The organism is Streptomyces sp. NPDC002793, from assembly GCF_040295485.1.
Classification (GTDB): Bacteria; Actinomycetota; Actinomycetes; order Streptomycetales; family Streptomycetaceae; genus Streptomyces.
Genome location: NZ_JBEOVL010000023.1, coordinates 23,430 through 39,390 on the forward strand (window position 1 = coordinate 23,430; position 15,961 = coordinate 39,390).

Below are 15,961 nucleotides of genomic sequence, written 5' to 3' on the forward strand. Positions count from 1 at the left end.
GGCGTTGTCAGTACCCCGCCGTACGGTGGGCCGCATGGAGAGCAGCGAGCAGGTCGTGGAGTGGTCCGTCGTGCCGAGCGGCATCGGCCCGCTCCTGCTCGCCGCGACCCGCGCGGGTCTGGTGACCGTGGCCTTCCACGCGCGCCCCGCTGTCCGGGACAGGGCGCTCGGACAGTTGCGGACCCGGCTGGGCGCGGAACCCGTGGAGGCCCGGGACTCCGCGCTGCTGGCGGAGCCGGTGCGTCAGCTCGCGGCGTATTTCGCCGGAGGGCTGCGGGAGTTCTCGCTCGCTCTTGACTGGTCGCTGAGCTCCGGCTTCCACCGCGCGGTTCTCCGCGAGCTGGCCTCCGGTGTGCCCTACGGGACGGTCGTGGGTTACGGGGACCTGGCGGCCCGGGTCGGTGAACCGGGCGGCGCCCAGGCCGTGGGGGCGGCCATGGGCGCCAACCCGCTGCCGGTGGTGGTTCCGTGCCACCGGGTGGTGGAGAGCGGCGGAGGTCTCGGCGGGTTCGGCGGCGGGCTGGAGACCAAGCGTCAGCTGCTGGCACTCGAGGGGATACTTCCGCAGCCGTTGTTCTAGGGCGCCGCTCCCCCGTGTCCGCCGCCGAGTCCGGTCCACGCGGGGTGGCGCGGATCGTCGGCCCGTACGACCGCGTCAGCGCGTCCGGCCGGGGCGGTCTCGTCCTCGTACCGTGCGAAGGCGGGCAGCGTCCACCGTTCGCTCTCCCCGGTGCGCCGTCGCAGTGCGCCCGGCGAGAGGCTCAGGTGCACGCCGAGGTCGAACGGGAACCAGTGCCCGAGGAGCAGCGGTCCGTGCAGGATCAGTACCCCTCCCTCGGGCAGCACCCGGTACGGGCTGCGGGTGGCCCGGTCGGTCGCGGGGTCCCAGAGGTCCGGCAGCACCCGGCCGCTGCCGCCGGGCTCCAGCGGCCGGAACACCTCCCGCCACAGCGCTCCCGTGTCGAACCAGCTGTCGGCGTACGAGTCCGGGTCCTCCTTGCCGTACTCGTAGCGCAGGCTCGCCGGGCGCAGGAAGCCGCCCGTGGAGACGGTGAGCACCGGGCGCCCGCGGGCCCGCAGCGCTTCGGCGAGGTGTGCGGCGGGCTCTTCGGGCCGGGCAGCCGGAGCGCCGTCGACACCCACCTTCAGCCACGGTCCGCCGTCCGACGGCACCAGCCCGTCGGCGTGCACGGCGAGGGTTTCGGCCAGCCGTTCCCAGGTGATCGGTTCGAATCGCACGTGTCCATCATGGCCCGGTGCGTCGACGGTCAGAGCCGTGTGCCCCTGGCCCGGAGCAGCTCGGTGATCTTCCGGACGAGTTCCGCGTCGTTCTTCGTGGCCGAGCCGGGCGTGGGGGTGCGCGGAGCGGTGGTGCCGGGAGCGGTGGCGGACACGAGTTCGTCGATCTGCTCGGCGGTGCGGAAGTCGTAGGCCCGCTCCTCCTCCTCGCCGGGGACGTTGTCGTACTCCTCCTTCGTCCGGAATCCGACGGTCAGGTCGACGGCCTTCGCGATGAGCCAGGTCAGGATGAAGGAGAACGCGATGACGGACACGATCGCGACGAGCTGTTTACCCAGCAGTGCCCAGCCGCCGCCCTCGAAGAGCCCCTTCTGGCCGCTGATCCGCGCGGTCGCGAACAGACCGACCATGATCAGTCCGATGAACCCGCCGACACCGTGCACCCCGACCACGTCGAGGGTGTCGTCCACGTTGAAGCGGTACTTGAGCGTGATCGCGAAGGCGCAGACCGCACCGACGACGAGCCCGGTGATCACGGCGCCCAGAGTGTCGATCTCACCGCAGGCGGGAGTGATGGCGACCATGCCCGCCACGGCGGACGAGACGACCCCCATCGTGGTCACCTTGCCGGTGCGCCACTTCTCGACCAGCGGCCAGGTGACCATGGCTCCCGCGGCGCCCAGTTGCGTGTTGATGAACGCGGCGGAGGCCGTGCCCTGGTCGCTGAGCGCGGAACCGGAGTTGAAGCCGAACCAGCCGAACCAGAGGAGTCCGGCGCCGATCACGACGAGCGGGATGTTGTTCGGCCGCTCCTCCCGGCGCGCGAAGTCACGCGGTGCCCGTAGGACGAGTGCCACGGCCAGGCCGGCGACTCCGGAGTTGAGTTCCACGGGCAGACCGCCGGCGAAGTCGAGCGCGCCGAGGTGCTTGACGATCCAGCCGTCCTCGTCGAACACCCAGTGGGCGAGCGGGACGTAGACGATGAGCAGCCACAGGACGACGAAGACGAGCCAGCCCTTCATCGTGGCGCGGTCGGCGATCGATCCGCTGATCAGCGCGACGGTGATGACGGCGAAGCCCATCTGGAACGTGCTGTAGACGTAGGTGGGGATGTGGCCGGTGAGCGAGGTCAGCCCGATGTCGCGCATGAAGACGTGGTCGAGGTTGCCGATGAGTCCCGCGCCCCCGACATCGGGGCCGAACGCGAGCGTGTAGCCGATCAACCACCAGACGAGCGTGCCGAAGGCGAGCGCGGCGAAGCTCATCTTGATCATCATCAGGACGTGCCGGGTACGCACCATGCCGCCGTAGAAGAACGCCAGTCCCGGCGTCATCAGCAGCACCATGGCGGTGGCCGCGAGCAGCCAGGCGGTGTCCCCGGAGTCGTACGCGGGTGGCATCGGCGCGGGAGCGGTGTTCATCGGCGGTACCTCGTGGGTGTCGTCGGGGCGGGGTGAAGGGGCGCGCTACGGCTTGCGGGTGGCGGGCGCCGGCCGACCGGTGAGGAGTCGGTGTGCGGCGTGCCAGGCGGCGGTGTGTGCGGCGGCGACCCGCACGGGGCTGTCGTCCAGGAGTCGCAGCCAGGCACCGCACTCCCGCGGCAGCACGCTCACCCCGTACAGGACGCCGTACCCGGCCAGTGCCGTGTGCAGGGTGTCGGCGATCTCGGAGGCCGGGGCCCGGTCGCTGACCACGAAGAGCGAGGAGACGTGGTCGTGTCCGGAGAACACCCCGGGACCCACGACACCGGCGCCCACCGTCGTCCCGCCGGCTTCCAGCCGCAGGGTGTCGACGGCGAGCAACGTGCCGTCGGGCCGGGCGAGGCGCAGATCCGCCGCGACGACCCGGTAGTCGTGGCGTTCCCCGCGGGCGAGCCGCCCGGATGTGACGGTGTCCCCGACCACGACGGTGGCGCCGGGCGCGACCGTGACCTCGGTGCGCTGATAGAAACGGGCGTCCTTGAACGGGATCACGGGGTCCGGCAGGTATTCGACGTAGGAGCCCTCTTCCGCCGTGATGTGCACGCGCTGGCTCGCGTAGTCGTGCTCCATCCGGAAGACCTTGGTGGCGGCCTGGGTGGTGAGATGGACCTCGCTGCCGGGGCCGCAGCGGAAGTCCATCCGGTAGCGGTCCGCCTGGGCGACACCGCCGCCGGTCGCCATGAGACAGACGTAGGCCATGCCGGGCATGGCCGGGTCGGTGTACAGCGGCCGCATGATCTGCAGGGGCGACTTCTGGTAGCGCTCCGCGAGTTCGGTGCGCCCACCCCGTACGGCGAAGGCCAGGTCGAGGATGCCCACCTTGGCCGGGGAACCGGGCCCGAGGGTGTCCGGCTCGGAGGCCAGGGCCGCCACCTCGGGAGGGAGACGGACGACGCTGTAGTAGTCGGGGTCGAGCCGGTCGGGCCGAGGCCGGAGCGGGGTGGGCGGCACGTCAGATCAACACCTTGCGGCGTGATTCGATGAAGCCGAGTACGTCGTCGACGCCGACCCCGGTCAGGCAGTCCGTCAGGACGACCGGGCGGTTCTCGCGGACCCGGTGGGCGTCGGATTCCATGATGCCGATGTCGGTGCGCACGTACTTGGCGATATCGATCTTGTTGATGACGAGCAGGTCCGAGTCGGTGATGCCCGGTCCTCGCTTGCGGGGCATCTTCTCGCCCTCGGCGGTGTCCAGGACGAAGACGAAGACGTCGACGAGGGCGGGGCTGAACGTGAGCGTGAGGTTGTCGCCGCCGGACTCGTAGAAGAGCGTGTCCGTGTCGGGGAAGCGCTCCAGCATCTCGGCGCCGGCCGCGAGGTTCATCGTGGGGTCGTCGCGCACCGCGGTGTGCGGACAGGCCCCCGTCTCGACGCCGACGGCGCGCTCCGGTTCGAGGATCCCCTCGAGGGTGCGCCGGATGTGCTGGGCGTCCTCCTGTGTGTAGATGTCGTTGGTGACGACCGACGGACGGTTGCCACTCCTGATCAGCAGTGGCACCAGTGCCTCGATGAGGGCGGTCTTACCGGATCCGACCGGTCCGCCGATGCCGACCCGCAGTACGTTGTCGTCCATGGTGCTCCCTGGTTCGTGGGTGTGGGGAGATGTGCTCAGCTGGCGAAGAGGCGTGCTTCGGCCCGTTCGTGACGGCCCGACATGATGTCCGAGGCGAAGAGGGTCGCACCGACGTCGGGCAGTTCCCGGCGCAGCGCCGCCTCGACGGCCTTTTCGATGACGGGGGCTGCTCCGTGGAGCAGGGCCTGCGCCTTCCGGTGGTCGGTCAGCCGCAGGCGGAGCGCCGCGCCCGCGAAGCTCGCGCAGAAGGCGAAGAGGTCCGAGGCGACGGCCTGACGGACCGGCACTCCGGTGGCCGCGTAGATGACCCCGGCCGCCACCGCCTGGGTACCGGGGGCCTCGCGGCGTACGACACGGGCGAAGTAGTCTCCGATCTCCGCCCGGCCGAAGACCTCGCTCGCGAGGTCGAGGAGCTGTCGCCCGGTCCGGGTGGCGGCCTGGCGCATCTCCCGTCCCAGCTTGGTGGCGAAGAGGTGTTCGTCGACGGCGGCCACGGCTTCCTGGTCTCCCGCCCGGCAGGCGCGGTGGGCCAGGGCGAGCGCGGTGGCGTCGGCCGGGCCGACGCCGTGGAGCACCATGGATTCCAGCAGTCGGGGCAGGGAGTCGGAGTCGACCGCCCCGGCTTGGGCGAACCCCTCCAGGCTGTGCGACAGCGTGTAGAAGCCGCTCGGGAAGGCCGAGTCGGTCAGCTGGAGGCTGACCAGCAGGGGCCCGAGTCCGGGGCCCGTGGCCGTTGCCCCGGAGCCGCCGCCCATGATGTCGACCTCTTCCTGGTACATCGGCCTAGACCAGGAAGAACAGGTGGTTGAGGGGGAGCTTCTCGGCCGGGTCGATGGTGGCGACCTTGCCGTTGAGCGTGACCTTGAACGTCTCCGGGTCGACCTTGATGTCCGGAAGCGCGTCGTTGCGCACCATGTTGTGCTTGCCGATGGTCCGGGTGCGCAGGACCGGCAGGACCGGCCGGTCCAGCCCCAGTTCGGCGGGGACACCGGCGGCGATACCCGCCTGCGACATGAAGGTGACGTGGGTGGCCTGCAGGGCCTTGCCGTACTGTCCGAACATCGGACGGTAGATCACCGGCTGCGGGGTCGGCAGCGAGGCGTTGGGGTCCCCCATCTGCGCCCAGGAGACGATGCCGCCCTTGATCACCATCTTCGGTTTGGCCCCGAAGGAGTGGATGGGCCAGAGCACGATGTCGGCGAGCTTGCCCTTCTCGATCGAGCCGACATGGTCCGAGATTCCGGGTGGCGATCGCCGGGTTGATGGTGACCTTGGCGAGATAGCGCAGGACCCGCTGGTTGTCGTTGCGCTCGGAGTTGCCCTCCAGCGGGCCGAGCTTGTCCTTGCAGTGGTGGGCGGTCTGGAAGGCACGGGTGACGGATTCACCGACCCTGCCCATGGCCTGCGAGTCGGACGAGAACATGCTGATCACGCCGAGGTCGTGCAGGACCGTCTCGGCGGCGATGGTCTCGGCACGGACACGGCTGTCGGCGAAGGAGACGTCCTCGGGGATGTCGTGGCTGAGGTGATGGCAGACCATGACCATGTCCAGCAGCTCGTCCACCGAGTTCTTGGTGTAGGGCAGCGTCGGGTTGGTCGAGGACGGCAGGACGTTCGGCTCGCCCGCCACACGCATGATGTCGGGGGCGTGCCCGCCTCCCGCGCCCTCGCTGTGGAAGGTGTGGATGGTGCGACCGTCGATCGCCGACCGGGTGTCCTCGAAGAACCCGCCCTCGTTGAGGCTGTCCGTGTGGATGGCGACCTGGACGTCGTGCGCGTCGGCGACGTTCAGCGCGTTGTCGATCACGGCGGGGGTGGCGCCCCAGTCCTCGTGGACCTTCAGGGCGCAGGCTCCGGCGGTGACCTGTTCGTTCAGCGCCTCGGGGAGGCTGCCGTTGCCCTTGCCCATGATCCCGACGTTGACCGGGAAGCCTTCGGCGGCCTGGAGCAGCCGGCCGATGTTGAACGGGCCGGGTGTGCAGGTGGTGCCGTTGGAACCGTCGGTCGGGCCGGTGCCGCCACCGATGAGCGTGGTGATGCCGTTGGTGAGGGCCTGCTCGGCCTGCTGGGGCGCGATCAGGTGGACGTGGGTGTCGATGGCACCGGCCGTGGCGATGAGGTGCTCGCCCGCGATGGCCTCCGTTCCGGGTCCGATGATCAGGCCCGCGTGGACCTTGTCCTGGGTCTGCGGGTTGCCTGACTTGCCGATGTCGACGATGAAGCCGTCCTTGATGCCGATGTCGCACTTCACGACGCCGACGACCGGGTCGATGACCACGACGTTGGTGATGACGGTGTCGAGGGCGCCCTGTGCGGTGGTGGCCTGGGGGTCGGAAGCCATGCCGTCGCGCATGGTCTTGCCGCCGCCGTAGAGGACCTCGTCCCCGTACTGGCCCTCGCTGTAGTCCTTCTCGACCTCGACGACGAGGTTGGTGTCCCCGAGGTGGAAGCGGTCGCCGACCGTCGGACCGAACATGTCGGTGTACTGCTTGCGCGGCAGGATGGGCATCAGCGCGAACCCTTCTTCTTCTGCTTGGAATCCTTCGGGCCGTCGGTGTTCGTGGCCCCTGTCGTGTTCGCTCCGGAGCCGGCGTCCGCCGCGCCCTGGAAGCCCCGCTCGATCGCCTTACGGACGGCTTCGACCCGGGCCGGATGCGAGACGAGGCTGCCGTTGAGCAGGCCGCTGAACCCGACCAGCCGTCCGGTTCCGGCGTATTCGCACAGTTCGACCTCGCGGGTCCCGCCGGGCTCGACGCGTACGGACGTGCCGGCGGGAATGTTGAGGTGCATTCCCAGCGCCTTCTGACGGTCGAAGTCGAGGGCCGAGTTGACCTCGAAGAAGTGGTAGTGCGAACCGATCTGGATCGCACGGTCACCCGTGTCCTGACTCTCGGCTCCGCCCGCAGGCTGGGCCTCGCGGGAGGCTATCTGCTGCTCAGCGTCGGAGCGGGGGTGGGACTCTCCTTCGCCGGCGCGGCTGTGGCGGACGCGGTCTTCTGAGCGCGAGTGGGGTGACATCGGCACCCCACGGGCGCCACCCCGGAACCGAGCCGCTCCCGGCGCGGTTCCGGGGGCACGGACGCCTACGCCCCCGGGCAGTCCACCGCGGCGGCGTCGTCGGAGAGTTCGCTGCCCTCGGGGAGCAGGTACGTCACCCACAGCACGACGGGTTCCGTCCCCAGGTTGCGTCCGATGTGCCGGTGGTCCGCCCCGGACGGTTCGATGAAGGACGTCCCCGCGGACGTCACCTCCACCGAGCAGTCGTGCAGGGTCCGGGTGAGGGTCCCCGACTTGACGACGGCGATCAGCTGCCCCTCATGGGTGTGCCAGCCGGTGGAACCGCCGGGCTGCACGGTGATCTTCCGGAAGGTGACGTCCGCACGGCCCTCGGGCGGATCGATCCTGAGCGGGCCCTCGGAGGTTCCCTCGGCGACGACGGTGCCGCTCACCCCGCTGCCCGGCGTGGCGACGGCAGCCGCCGGAACGAGCCCCAGAGCGGTCACGCACACGCCCACGAGCAGGGCCTTGCGCAGCGCCCCTTGCCCCTTCGTGCTCTTCCCGGTCCTCGTACCGACCAGGCCGTCGAACCTCATGACCGACTCCTCAACATCAGCGCACCGGTGAACGCGACTACGTTACCGGCGAGTTGAGGGAAAGGCGTCAGGCGCGCGGGCATCGGCCGGCGCGGATCTCCTCGGCGAGCGGCCCCTCACCGAGCACCTCCGCCCGCCCCTGCGCGACCGCCTCCGCGAGGGTGCACTCACCGCACCCGAGCGCCAGGACGACCTCCGCGTCCAGCACGAGGCACGCGTCCGGGTGGTCGGCGGGGCCGAATCCGTAGGCCTCACCGGCCGCTGCCCCCGCACCGGTACGGACGTGGAACTCGCCTTCCGTGAGCCTCACTTCGACGACCCCGCCGCACGTGAGCCCGTCGAGGGCGCGCAGCAGCGGCAGGGCGAACCAGTGGGCCCTGACCGCGTCCGTAGGGCGGCGCTCACCGAGCGCGGGCGCACCCCACCGGGCGAGCGCGGTGAGGACCGGAAGCAGTCCGCGGCCGTGCTCGGTCAGTTCGTAGACCGCGGCGGCCGCAGGGGGCGGAAGGCGGCGGCGCACGGCCAGGCCGCCCTGTTCCATGTCCCTGAGCCGGGAGGCCAGCACGTCCGTGCTGACTCCGGGCAGATCGGCGTGCAGATCCGTGTAACGGCGGGGCCCGGCCAGCAGTTCACGGACGATCAGCAGGGTCCACCGGTCGCCGACGGAGTCGAGGGCGCGGGCGGTGGCGCAGAACTGGTCGTAGCTCCGGCGGCGGGCGGGGCGTGCGGGCTGCTGCTGACGTGGCATGCGACGCAGTCTAGACATGTTGTTGGACTTTCCAAGCCCGAGCTTGGTAAAACCAAGTATCGCAATTCGCGTCGGGGAGGCACCACATGGAGTTCCGGCAGTCCAGCAAGCTCAACGAGGTCTGTTACGAGATCCGGGGCCCGGTCATCGAGCAGGCCAACGCCCTGGAGGAGGCGGGCCACAGTGTGCTCCGCCTCAACACGGGCAATCCGGCGCTCTTCGGTTTCGAGGCGCCGGAGGAGATCGTCCAGGACATGATCCGGATGCTGCCCCAGGCCCACGGCTACACCGACTCGCGCGGCATCCTGTCCGCTCGACGTGCCGTCGCGCAGCGTTATCAGGCGATGGGGCTGACCGATGTCGACGTCGACGACATCTTCCTCGGGAACGGGGTGTCCGAGCTGATCTCGATGGCCGTGCAGGCGCTCGTGGAGGACGGCGACGAGATCCTCGTCCCGAGCCCCGACTATCCGCTGTGGACCGCCGTCACCACGCTCGCGGGCGGCAGGGCCGTGCACTACACGTGCGACGAGGGCGCCGACTGGAATCCCGATCTCGCCGACATGGCCTCGAAGATCACAGCCCGCACCCGGGCCATGGTGATCATCAACCCGAACAACCCGACGGGCGCCGTCTACTCCCGCGAAGTCCTCGACGGCATGCTCGACCTGGCGCGCAGGCACGGGCTGATGGTGTTCGCCGACGAGATCTACGACCAGATCCTCTACGACGACGCCGAGCACCACAGCGTGGCGGTACTGGCGCCCGACCTGCTCTGCCTGACCTTCAGCGGGCTGTCCAAGACGTACCGGGTCGCGGGATTCCGCTCGGGCTGGCTGGTGGTGTCGGGCCCTCAGCAGCACGCCCGCAGTTATCTGGAGGGGCTCACCATGCTCGCCTCCATGCGGCTCTGCCCCAACGCCCCCGCGCAGTACGCGATCCAGGCGGCGCTCGGCGGGCGGCAGTCGATCCGGGACCTCGTCGCCCCGGGCGGCAGGCTCCACGAGCAGCGCGACCGGGCATGGGAACGGCTCAACGAGATCCCCGGGGTGTCGTGCGTGAAGCCGAAGGGCGCGCTGTACGCCTTCCCGCGCATCGACCCGAAGGTCCACCCCATCGTCGACGACGAACGCTTCGTCCTGGACCTGCTGCTGCGGGAGAAGATCCAGGTGGTGCAGGGCACCGGCTTCAACTGGCCGCGCCCGGACCACTTCCGCATCCTCACCCTGCCGCACGCCGACGACCTCGACGCCGCCATCAGCCGCATCGGCCGCTTCCTGAGCGGATACCGCCAGTGACCCGCGGGCGTCAGCTCCTCAGCGCCGTGAGGGCGGCGACCGGGTCGGGGTCCGGCGCGGCGCGGGGCCACCAGTCGTCCTCGCCCGGATCGGATTCGTAGCCGTACCAGCGGCTGTCGTGGCCGAAGCGGAGCTGAAGGGTGCCCCCGGCGTTGGTCAGGTGGTTGCGCCAGGGCTGGAAGCGGGGGAACTCGGCTGCCGCGAGGGCCGGCCGCGCCCGGTCGAACGGGCCTGCCGGCGGGTCCCACGCGCTTTCCAGCACCTCCAGGCCCTCCGCCCCGCCCTGCCTCCAGGCGGCGACGGCCCGGGCCAGGTCCGTGGTACTGCGGCCCGTGGCGAAGGCCAGCTCGCGGTAGAGCGCCCGGGTCGTGGCGGTGAGCCCGGCCGTGGGGCGCGACGCGGCGATGCGTACGGCGTCCTGCCAGGTGCTCAGCCCGGCGAGCGGGTCGTCCCCGGTGGCGAGCAGCGCGAGGGCGCGCGCCGCGGCGTCCGTGGCGAGGTGGTCGAGGCCCAGCGGGTCGCGAGCGCCGGGCAGCTCCGGGTAGGACGGCGGCTCGCCGGCGTACGGAGGCACGGGCAGCGGCGCCGGCAGCGGAGGAAGGAAGCGGTCGGCCATCGCCTCGGCCGCCGGGACCGAGGGCATCGCGGGGGTCTCGGGCCGCTCACGCGCGGAGTGCTCGGCGTTGCGGCGGCCCAGCTCGTCGAGGAGTTCACGCTCGCCCCGGCCGCGCATCAGCAGGAGGACGAACGGGTCGCTGTCCAGGAGCCGTGCCGTCTGGAAGCAGAGCGCCGCCACGTGCTTGCAGGGCCAGCCGCGGTCCGGGCAGGAGCAGTCGGGGTCCAGATCGCCTGCGGCGGGCAGCAGCCGTATCCCCGTCTCGCCCGCCGTGTCGACCAGGGAGTGCGGCATCTCCTTGTCGAGGAGGGCGGACAGGTGTCCCGGCCGGGCGGCGACGGCGTCCAGGAACGTGTCCCAGTCGGACGCCGAGAACGTACGCAGCCGGAGCTCCGCACGGTAGGGGCGGGGCCGGCTGCCGTGGACGTAGGCGATGACCCGGCCGGGGGTGACGGTGATCGCGGCGACATGGCCCCCGTCGGCGTACGAACGGCCGCGGGCGAGGCGGCCCTCGTCCATCGACAGGGATTCCAGGGCGTCCACCCAGGCCCGGCCCCACCAGCTGTCCGCGAAGGGTCCTCCGGCGTCGGAGGCACGGGCGGGCACCGCTTCGAAGGTGCGCCGCAGGTCGTCGGGGCCCGGGCGGGCCGCAGGGCTCCCACCGGGGCTCATGGCGTCCTCCGGAGCGAGACGAGGTCGGCGAGGTCTCGGTCGCTGAGCTCGGTCAGGGCGGCCTCGCCGGAACCGAGCACCGCGTCGGCCAGGGCCCGCTTGGACTCCAGGAGCTCACTGATCCGGTCCTCGACGGTGCCCTCGGCGATCAGCCGGTGCACCTGTACGGGCTGGGTCTGGCCGATGCGGTACGCACGGTCGGTGGCCTGTTCCTCGACCGCCGGGTTCCACCAGCGGTCGTAGTGGATGACGTGGGCGGCCCGGGTGAGATTCAGACCCGTGCCCGCCGCCTTGAGGGAGAGCAGGAAGACGGGTACCTCGCCGGACTGGAAGCCGTCCACCATCCGCTCCCGCTCGGGCACCGGCGTTCCGCCGTGCAGCAGCTGGGACGGGATGGCGCGGGAGGCGAGGTGGGCGGAGAGCAGCCGGGCCATGGACACGTACTGGGTGAAGATCAGGACGGAGGCACCCTCGGAGAGGATCGTGTCGAGGAGCTCGTCGAGCAGGGCGAGCTTGCCGGAGCGTCCCGTGAGCCGGGTCGGCTCTTCCTTCAGATACTGCGCGGGGTGGTTGCAGATCTGCTTGAGCGAACCCAGCAGCTTCATGATCAGTCCGCGCCGGGCGATGCCCTCCGACTGCTCGATGAACGCCATCGTCTCGCGGACGGCCGCTTCGTAGAGCGTGGCCTGCTCCCGGGTGAGGAAGACGGGGTGGTCGGTCTCGGTCTTGGGCGGCAGCTCGGGCGCGATGCCCGGGTCGGATTTCTTGCGGCGCAGCAGGAAGGGGCGGACCAGCCGGGACAGCCGCTCGACCGCCTCCTCGTTGCCCAGACCGGCGGCCGTACCGGTGTTCTCGACGATCCTGGCGTGGCGGGCGCGGAACGCCTTGAGCGGGCCGAGCAGACCGGGGGTCGTCCAGTCGAGCAGCGCCCACAGCTCGGAGAGGTTGTTCTCGACGGGGGTGCCGGTCAGGGCGACACGGGCCGGGGCGGGGATGGTGCGCAGCGCCCTGGCCGTCGAGGAGTGCGGGTTCTTGACGTGCTGCGCCTCGTCGGCGACGACCAGCCCCCAGGTGTGCCCGGCGAGCCGCTCCGCGCTGGAGCGCATCGTGCCGTAGGTCGTGAGGACGAAGCCGCCGTCGGAGCCGCCCAGGTCGCGGTCGGTGCCGTGGAAGCGGCGGACCGGGACGCCGGGGGCGAATCGGTTGATCTCCCGGTGCCAGTTGCCGAGGAGGGAGGCCGGGCAGACCACCAGGGTGGGGGCGGCGCGGTCGCGGTGCAGATGGAGCGCGATGACGGTGATCGTCTTGCCCAGGCCCATGTCGTCGGCTAGGCAGCCGCCGAGGCCGAGCGAGGTCATGCGGTCCAGCCAGGCCAGGCCGCGGAGCTGGTAGTCGCGGAGGGTGGCGTCGAGGCCGGACGGCGCGGGAAGGGTCGCGTCCTCGTCGAGGATGCGCGCGCGGAGCACGGCGAGGGCTCCGGCCGGCACGGCCTCGACCTGTTCGCCGTCGACCTCGGCGCTGCCGGTGAGGGCCACGGCGAGCGCGTCCACCGGGTCCAGGAGGCCGAGCTCCCGCTTGCGCGCCTTCCGGACGAGGGCGGGATCCACGACGACCCATTGGTCGCGCAGCCGCACCACCGGCCGGTGTGCCTCGGCCAGGGTGTCCATCTCCGCCTCGGTGAGCCGGTCGTCGCCCAGCGAGAGCTGCCAGTCGAACGTGAAGAGCTGCTCGGCGTCGAAGAAGGAGGTGCCGTCGGTGGCCGAGCCCGGCGCGGGCCGGACGACGGCCGCCGCGGTGAGCGAGCGTGCGAGCTCCCGGGGCCAGTGGACCGCCACCCCTGCCGCGGCGAGCCGTGCTCCGGCCGCGCCGATCAGCTCGAGGAGCTCGTCCTCGGTGACGGCGAGCACGTCGGGTACGGGCTGGTCCAGCAGCCGCTCCAGCGGTGGCCAGACGCGGGCGGCGCGGCGCAGGGCGAGCACGGCGTCGATCCTGGCCCTCGGCCCGAAGGGCTCGCCCGCCCCGCCGCTCCACAGGGTGGCCGCGTCGGTGACGTACGTCGGGTCGGCGAGGCTGTGCACCTGGGTGATGGCCGCGGCGGCGTGGCGCGTGGCGGCCTGGTCCTCGTCCCCGGCCGGTTCCCCGGCGGAGCCGGAGGAGTCGAAGAGGTCGTACGCCGAGAGGTCGAGCCGGAGCGAGATGCGCACGCCTGCGTCGAGCCCGGCTGCCACCTCGACGGCCCAGGCCCGGGCGTCCGGCAGGTGTTGTGCCTCGCGGGCGGCGAACGGCGCGCCCATGGCGTGGGCGGCCGCGGGTGTCCTGGGCAGGGCGTCGGCGACGGCGTCGAGGAACGCGCCGATCAGCGCGCGGGCTTCGGGGACGCGCAGGGGTGTGCCGTCCAGCGGCACGGCGTGCCCCTCGGGCGGCATCGAGGCGGCGACGGCCCTCAGGTGGGCGATGTCCTCCGCGTCGCGCGGCCCGGCCCGCCAGGCGTCGTGGTCACCGTCCGTCAGTCCGGGCAGGAGTCTGCCGCGCGCCACGAGCGTGAGGGCGTGCAGGGCCGCCGCTCCCCACGCGCGGGTGGCGGGGTGGGCCACGGCGCGGTGCCGGGCGCGCGCGAGCAGGGGCACCGCGTCCATGAGGGGGAGCACCACGGCGGGCACGGTGCGGGCACGGGCGCCGTCCGTGGCGTGCCTGACGACGACCGTGAGATCGGTGGGGACGCACGGCGGCGCCCCGGGGTCCGCGAGCTCGTCGCGGATGTCCGCGAGGCCGACCGTCCCCTCGGGGTCCCAGAAGGCGATCCGGCCGTCGCGGGGCAGCGCCCCCGGCAGGAAGACCGCGGCACACCGCGACAACCGGCCGGCGGCGGCTTCCCGCGTCTGCCGTGTCACGTCCATCGCCCCCTCCCGCCTCGGTCCTGTCGCACTTCCGCTGTCTCCGCGAGTCTAGGCGGGGGGTGTGACAGCGCCCGCCCCACCCGTGTCTCCACAGGTGAGGCAGGCGGACGACCATGTCAGTGCCGGGCGGAGGAGGTACTGCCGAGCCGGTCGGGCCGCCGTTCCGGATCGGGTTCCGGGAGCACCGGACCGGACTCGGTCACGCCGTCCGGTTCCCGCGCGAGGGGCTCGTCCGGCAGCGGCTGGTCCAGGAAGGTCCGCGCCGTGTCCGGAGGATCCACGAGGGGCGGGTCCGGAGTCGGCGGATCCATCGGGGACACGTCCTCCGGCCGGCCGGAATCCGGCTGCCCGAGGGCGTCCTCCGACTGCTCCGCCGCAGCGGACTGCTGCGGGTGCGGGCCCTGCTGCGCGCGTTCCAGGAAGCGGAGCAGCTCCACCGGGAAGGGGAGGACGAGCGTGGAGTTCTTCTCGGCCGCGACCGCGACCACCGTCTGCAACAGCCGCAGTTGCAGCGCCGCCGGCTGGGTGGACATCTGCTGCGCCGCCTGGGCGAGCTTCTTCGACGCCTGCAGCTCCGCGTCGGCGTTGATCACCCTCGCGCGCCGCTCACGGTCGGCCTCGGCCTGCCGGGCCATGGACCGCTTCATCGTCTCCGGCAGCGAGACGTCCTTGATCTCGACCCGGTCGATCTGCACGCCCCAGCCCACCGCGGGGCTGTCGATCATCAGCTCAAGTCCCTGGTTCAGCTTCTCGCGGTCGGACAGCAGATCGTCCAAATCGCTCTTGCCGATGATCGACCGGAGGGAGGTCTGTGCCATCTGGGAGACCGCGAACCGGTAGTCCTCCACCTGGATCACGGCGCTCGCCGGGTCGACCACCTTGAAGTAGATGACGGCGTCCACCCGCACAGTGACGTTGTCCCGGGTGATTCCGTCCTGGGCCGGGACCGGCATCGTGACGATCTGCATGTTGACCTTGCGGAGCCGGTCGACGCCCGGGACGATCATGGTGAAGCCCGGGGGACGTACGGCGTCGTGCAACCGGCCGAGCCGGAGCACCACGCCCCGTTCGTACTGCTTGACCACCCGGGCCGCGGCCATGGCGTACAGCAGGCCACCCGAGAGCACCGCGACCAAGGCGACCAACAGCTCCTGGACCATCACGGCCCCCTGCCTCCGGGGGTGCGTTCCCGCACCCGCCCATCACGCTCCACTACCACGATATGCCTGATTTGCACACTATCGAACCTCCGGCCGGGTGCCGGGGCCCCGGCCGGACGCGCACCGGATGCCGGTGCCCACGCGACCGGGCAGGGTGGCCATGGCCAGCACGTCCCCGTGACGTACCGATGAGCCGGACGAGCAGACGAGGACCCGCCCATGTCCGTAACCGCGCCCCCCAGCGCTCTCCGCCGACGTACCGGCATCGCCGCCGGTGCCGCCCTGCTCGCCCTGGCCGCCACGGGCTGCTCCGGCCTGGGACGCACGGCGGTGGGGCCGGTCTCCTACACCACCGGGCAGGACGGGGTGGTCACCGTGCACAGCCCGTCGGTGAAGGGCTGCCACACGATGGGGCCCGGCGGTGCGAGCAAGGTCGACAACCGGACGCTGGTCGACATGATCCTCTACACCACCCGCGACTGCTCCGGCCGCGGCACGGCCTACGTGGCCACCACGCTCTCCGACACCAACGCCCCACGCGCCCTGCCCTGGCGCAGCTACAGCTTCGTTCACTGACCTGCGCGCGGCGCACGCACCGCACCCGCGGAGCAGCACGAACAGCCCTACGGGAGGCTGCTGCCGCCGCGCTGTCCGGCGCTTCCGCAGAGGTGGCATCCTGGAGGC

The 15,961-nt window shown here is 71.6% G+C and carries 14 protein-coding genes and 1 pseudogene; 3 read left to right on the plus strand and 12 right to left on the minus strand.

Features of this window, described 5'->3' with window-relative positions:
* The first annotated feature begins 34 nt into the window (after positions 1 to 34).
* Positions 35 to 580 (plus strand): methylated-DNA--[protein]-cysteine S-methyltransferase, encoded by a 546-nt coding sequence (locus tag ABT001_RS22320; RefSeq protein WP_351280207.1) that lies wholly within the window; start codon positions 35 to 37, stop codon positions 578 to 580.
* On the opposite strand, the gene ABT001_RS22325 is transcribed toward ABT001_RS22320, so the two are convergent.
* From ABT001_RS22325 to ABT001_RS22365, 9 genes and pseudogenes are all read right to left on the minus strand, one after another.
* Positions 577 to 1,239: a nucleoside/nucleotide kinase family protein gene (locus tag ABT001_RS22325; protein WP_351280210.1), complete on the minus strand. Its 663-nt coding sequence runs from the start codon at positions 1,237 to 1,239 to the stop codon at positions 577 to 579. The genes ABT001_RS22320 and ABT001_RS22325 overlap by 4 nt on opposite strands.
* A gap of 29 nt (positions 1,240 to 1,268) precedes the next feature.
* Positions 1,269 to 2,660, minus strand: a complete 1,392-nt coding sequence (locus ABT001_RS22330; protein WP_351280212.1) for an ammonium transporter — start codon at positions 2,658 to 2,660, stop codon at positions 1,269 to 1,271.
* Between the two features lie 45 nt (positions 2,661 to 2,705).
* On the minus strand, positions 2,706 to 3,671 hold the full coding sequence (locus tag ABT001_RS22335) for an urease accessory protein UreD (RefSeq protein ID WP_351280215.1): 966 nt from the start codon (positions 3,669 to 3,671) through the stop codon (positions 2,706 to 2,708).
* Between the two features lies 1 nt (position 3,672).
* On the minus strand, positions 3,673 to 4,293 hold the full coding sequence (gene ureG / locus ABT001_RS22340; RefSeq protein WP_351280218.1) for an urease accessory protein UreG: 621 nt from the start codon (positions 4,291 to 4,293) through the stop codon (positions 3,673 to 3,675).
* A 35-nt stretch (positions 4,294 to 4,328) separates the two neighbouring features.
* Positions 4,329 to 5,072, minus strand: a complete 744-nt coding sequence (locus ABT001_RS22345) for an urease accessory protein UreF (RefSeq protein ID WP_351280220.1) — start codon at positions 5,070 to 5,072, stop codon at positions 4,329 to 4,331.
* Between the two features lie 4 nt (positions 5,073 to 5,076).
* A pseudogene (ureC, locus tag ABT001_RS22350) lies at positions 5,077 to 6,802 on the minus strand (urease subunit alpha).
* The gene (ureB, locus tag ABT001_RS22355; protein WP_351280223.1) at positions 6,802 to 7,311 is read right to left on the minus strand and encodes an urease subunit beta; all 510 of its coding nucleotides are present in this window, start codon (positions 7,309 to 7,311) and stop codon (positions 6,802 to 6,804) included. The pseudogene ureC and the gene ureB overlap by 1 nt, the downstream one beginning before the upstream one ends.
* A 65-nt stretch (positions 7,312 to 7,376) precedes the next feature.
* Complete coding sequence (locus tag ABT001_RS22360) at positions 7,377 to 7,886, minus strand: cupin domain-containing protein (protein WP_351280226.1); 510 nt, start codon at positions 7,884 to 7,886, stop codon at positions 7,377 to 7,379.
* 67 nt (positions 7,887 to 7,953) lie between these two features.
* Positions 7,954 to 8,652 carry a winged helix-turn-helix transcriptional regulator gene (locus ABT001_RS22365; RefSeq protein WP_502967502.1) on the minus strand — a complete coding sequence of 233 codons (699 nt, stop codon included), beginning with the start codon at positions 8,650 to 8,652 and terminating at the stop codon, positions 7,954 to 7,956.
* Between the two features lie 68 nt (positions 8,653 to 8,720).
* On the opposite strand from ABT001_RS22365, the gene ABT001_RS22370 reads away from it, so the two are divergent.
* On the plus strand, positions 8,721 to 9,932 hold the full coding sequence (locus ABT001_RS22370) for a pyridoxal phosphate-dependent aminotransferase (RefSeq protein WP_351280231.1): 1,212 nt from the start codon (positions 8,721 to 8,723) through the stop codon (positions 9,930 to 9,932).
* A gap of 10 nt (positions 9,933 to 9,942) precedes the next feature.
* Here the strand turns inward: ABT001_RS22370 and ABT001_RS22375 are convergent, their stop codons facing one another.
* The 3 genes from ABT001_RS22375 to ABT001_RS22385 form a co-directional block, all read right to left on the minus strand.
* The gene (locus ABT001_RS22375; protein ID WP_351280233.1) at positions 9,943 to 11,220 is read right to left on the minus strand and encodes an SWIM zinc finger family protein; all 1,278 of its coding nucleotides are present in this window, start codon (positions 11,218 to 11,220) and stop codon (positions 9,943 to 9,945) included.
* Positions 11,217 to 14,117 carry an SCO1167/SCO6262 family helicase gene (locus ABT001_RS22380; RefSeq protein WP_351280236.1) on the minus strand — a complete coding sequence of 967 codons (2,901 nt, stop codon included), beginning with the start codon at positions 14,115 to 14,117 and terminating at the stop codon, positions 11,217 to 11,219. The genes ABT001_RS22375 and ABT001_RS22380 overlap by 4 nt, the downstream gene beginning before the upstream one ends.
* Positions 14,118 to 14,233: 116 nt before the next feature.
* Complete coding sequence (locus ABT001_RS22385) at positions 14,234 to 15,277, minus strand: slipin family protein (protein WP_351280239.1); 1,044 nt, start codon at positions 15,275 to 15,277, stop codon at positions 14,234 to 14,236.
* Positions 15,278 to 15,496: 219 nt separating this feature from the next.
* On the opposite strand from ABT001_RS22385, the gene ABT001_RS22390 reads away from it, so the two are divergent.
* Positions 15,497 to 15,853, plus strand: coding sequence for a hypothetical protein (locus ABT001_RS22390; protein ID WP_351280242.1), 357 nt, complete (start codon positions 15,497 to 15,499; stop codon positions 15,851 to 15,853).
* Positions 15,854 to 15,961 lie beyond the last annotated feature (108 nt).

Coding starts and splice junctions, on each gene's coding strand:
- ABT001_RS22345 (WP_351280220.1), bottom strand. CDS start 5,072: ATGTACCAGGAAGAGGTCGACATCATGGGCGGCGGCTCCGGGGCAACG.
- ABT001_RS22330 (WP_351280212.1), bottom strand. CDS start 2,660: ATGAACACCGCTCCCGCGCCGATGCCACCCGCGTACGACTCCGGGGAC.
- ABT001_RS22385 (WP_351280239.1), bottom strand. CDS start 15,277: ATGGTCCAGGAGCTGTTGGTCGCCTTGGTCGCGGTGCTCTCGGGTGGC.
- ureG (WP_351280218.1), bottom strand. CDS start 4,293: ATGGACGACAACGTACTGCGGGTCGGCATCGGCGGACCGGTCGGATCC.
- ABT001_RS22365 (WP_502967502.1), bottom strand. CDS start 8,652: ATGTCTAGACTGCGTCGCATGCCACGTCAGCAGCAGCCCGCACGCCCC.
- ureB (WP_351280223.1), bottom strand. CDS start 7,311: ATGTCACCCCACTCGCGCTCAGAAGACCGCGTCCGCCACAGCCGCGCC.
- ABT001_RS22320 (WP_351280207.1), top strand. CDS start 35: ATGGAGAGCAGCGAGCAGGTCGTGGAGTGGTCCGTCGTGCCGAGCGGC.
- ABT001_RS22390 (WP_351280242.1), top strand. CDS start 15,497: ATGTCCGTAACCGCGCCCCCCAGCGCTCTCCGCCGACGTACCGGCATC.
- ABT001_RS22370 (WP_351280231.1), top strand. CDS start 8,721: ATGGAGTTCCGGCAGTCCAGCAAGCTCAACGAGGTCTGTTACGAGATC.
- ABT001_RS22360 (WP_351280226.1), bottom strand. CDS start 7,886: ATGAGGTTCGACGGCCTGGTCGGTACGAGGACCGGGAAGAGCACGAAG.
- ABT001_RS22380 (WP_351280236.1), bottom strand. CDS start 14,117: ATGGACGTGACACGGCAGACGCGGGAAGCCGCCGCCGGCCGGTTGTCG.
- ABT001_RS22375 (WP_351280233.1), bottom strand. CDS start 11,220: ATGAGCCCCGGTGGGAGCCCTGCGGCCCGCCCGGGCCCCGACGACCTG.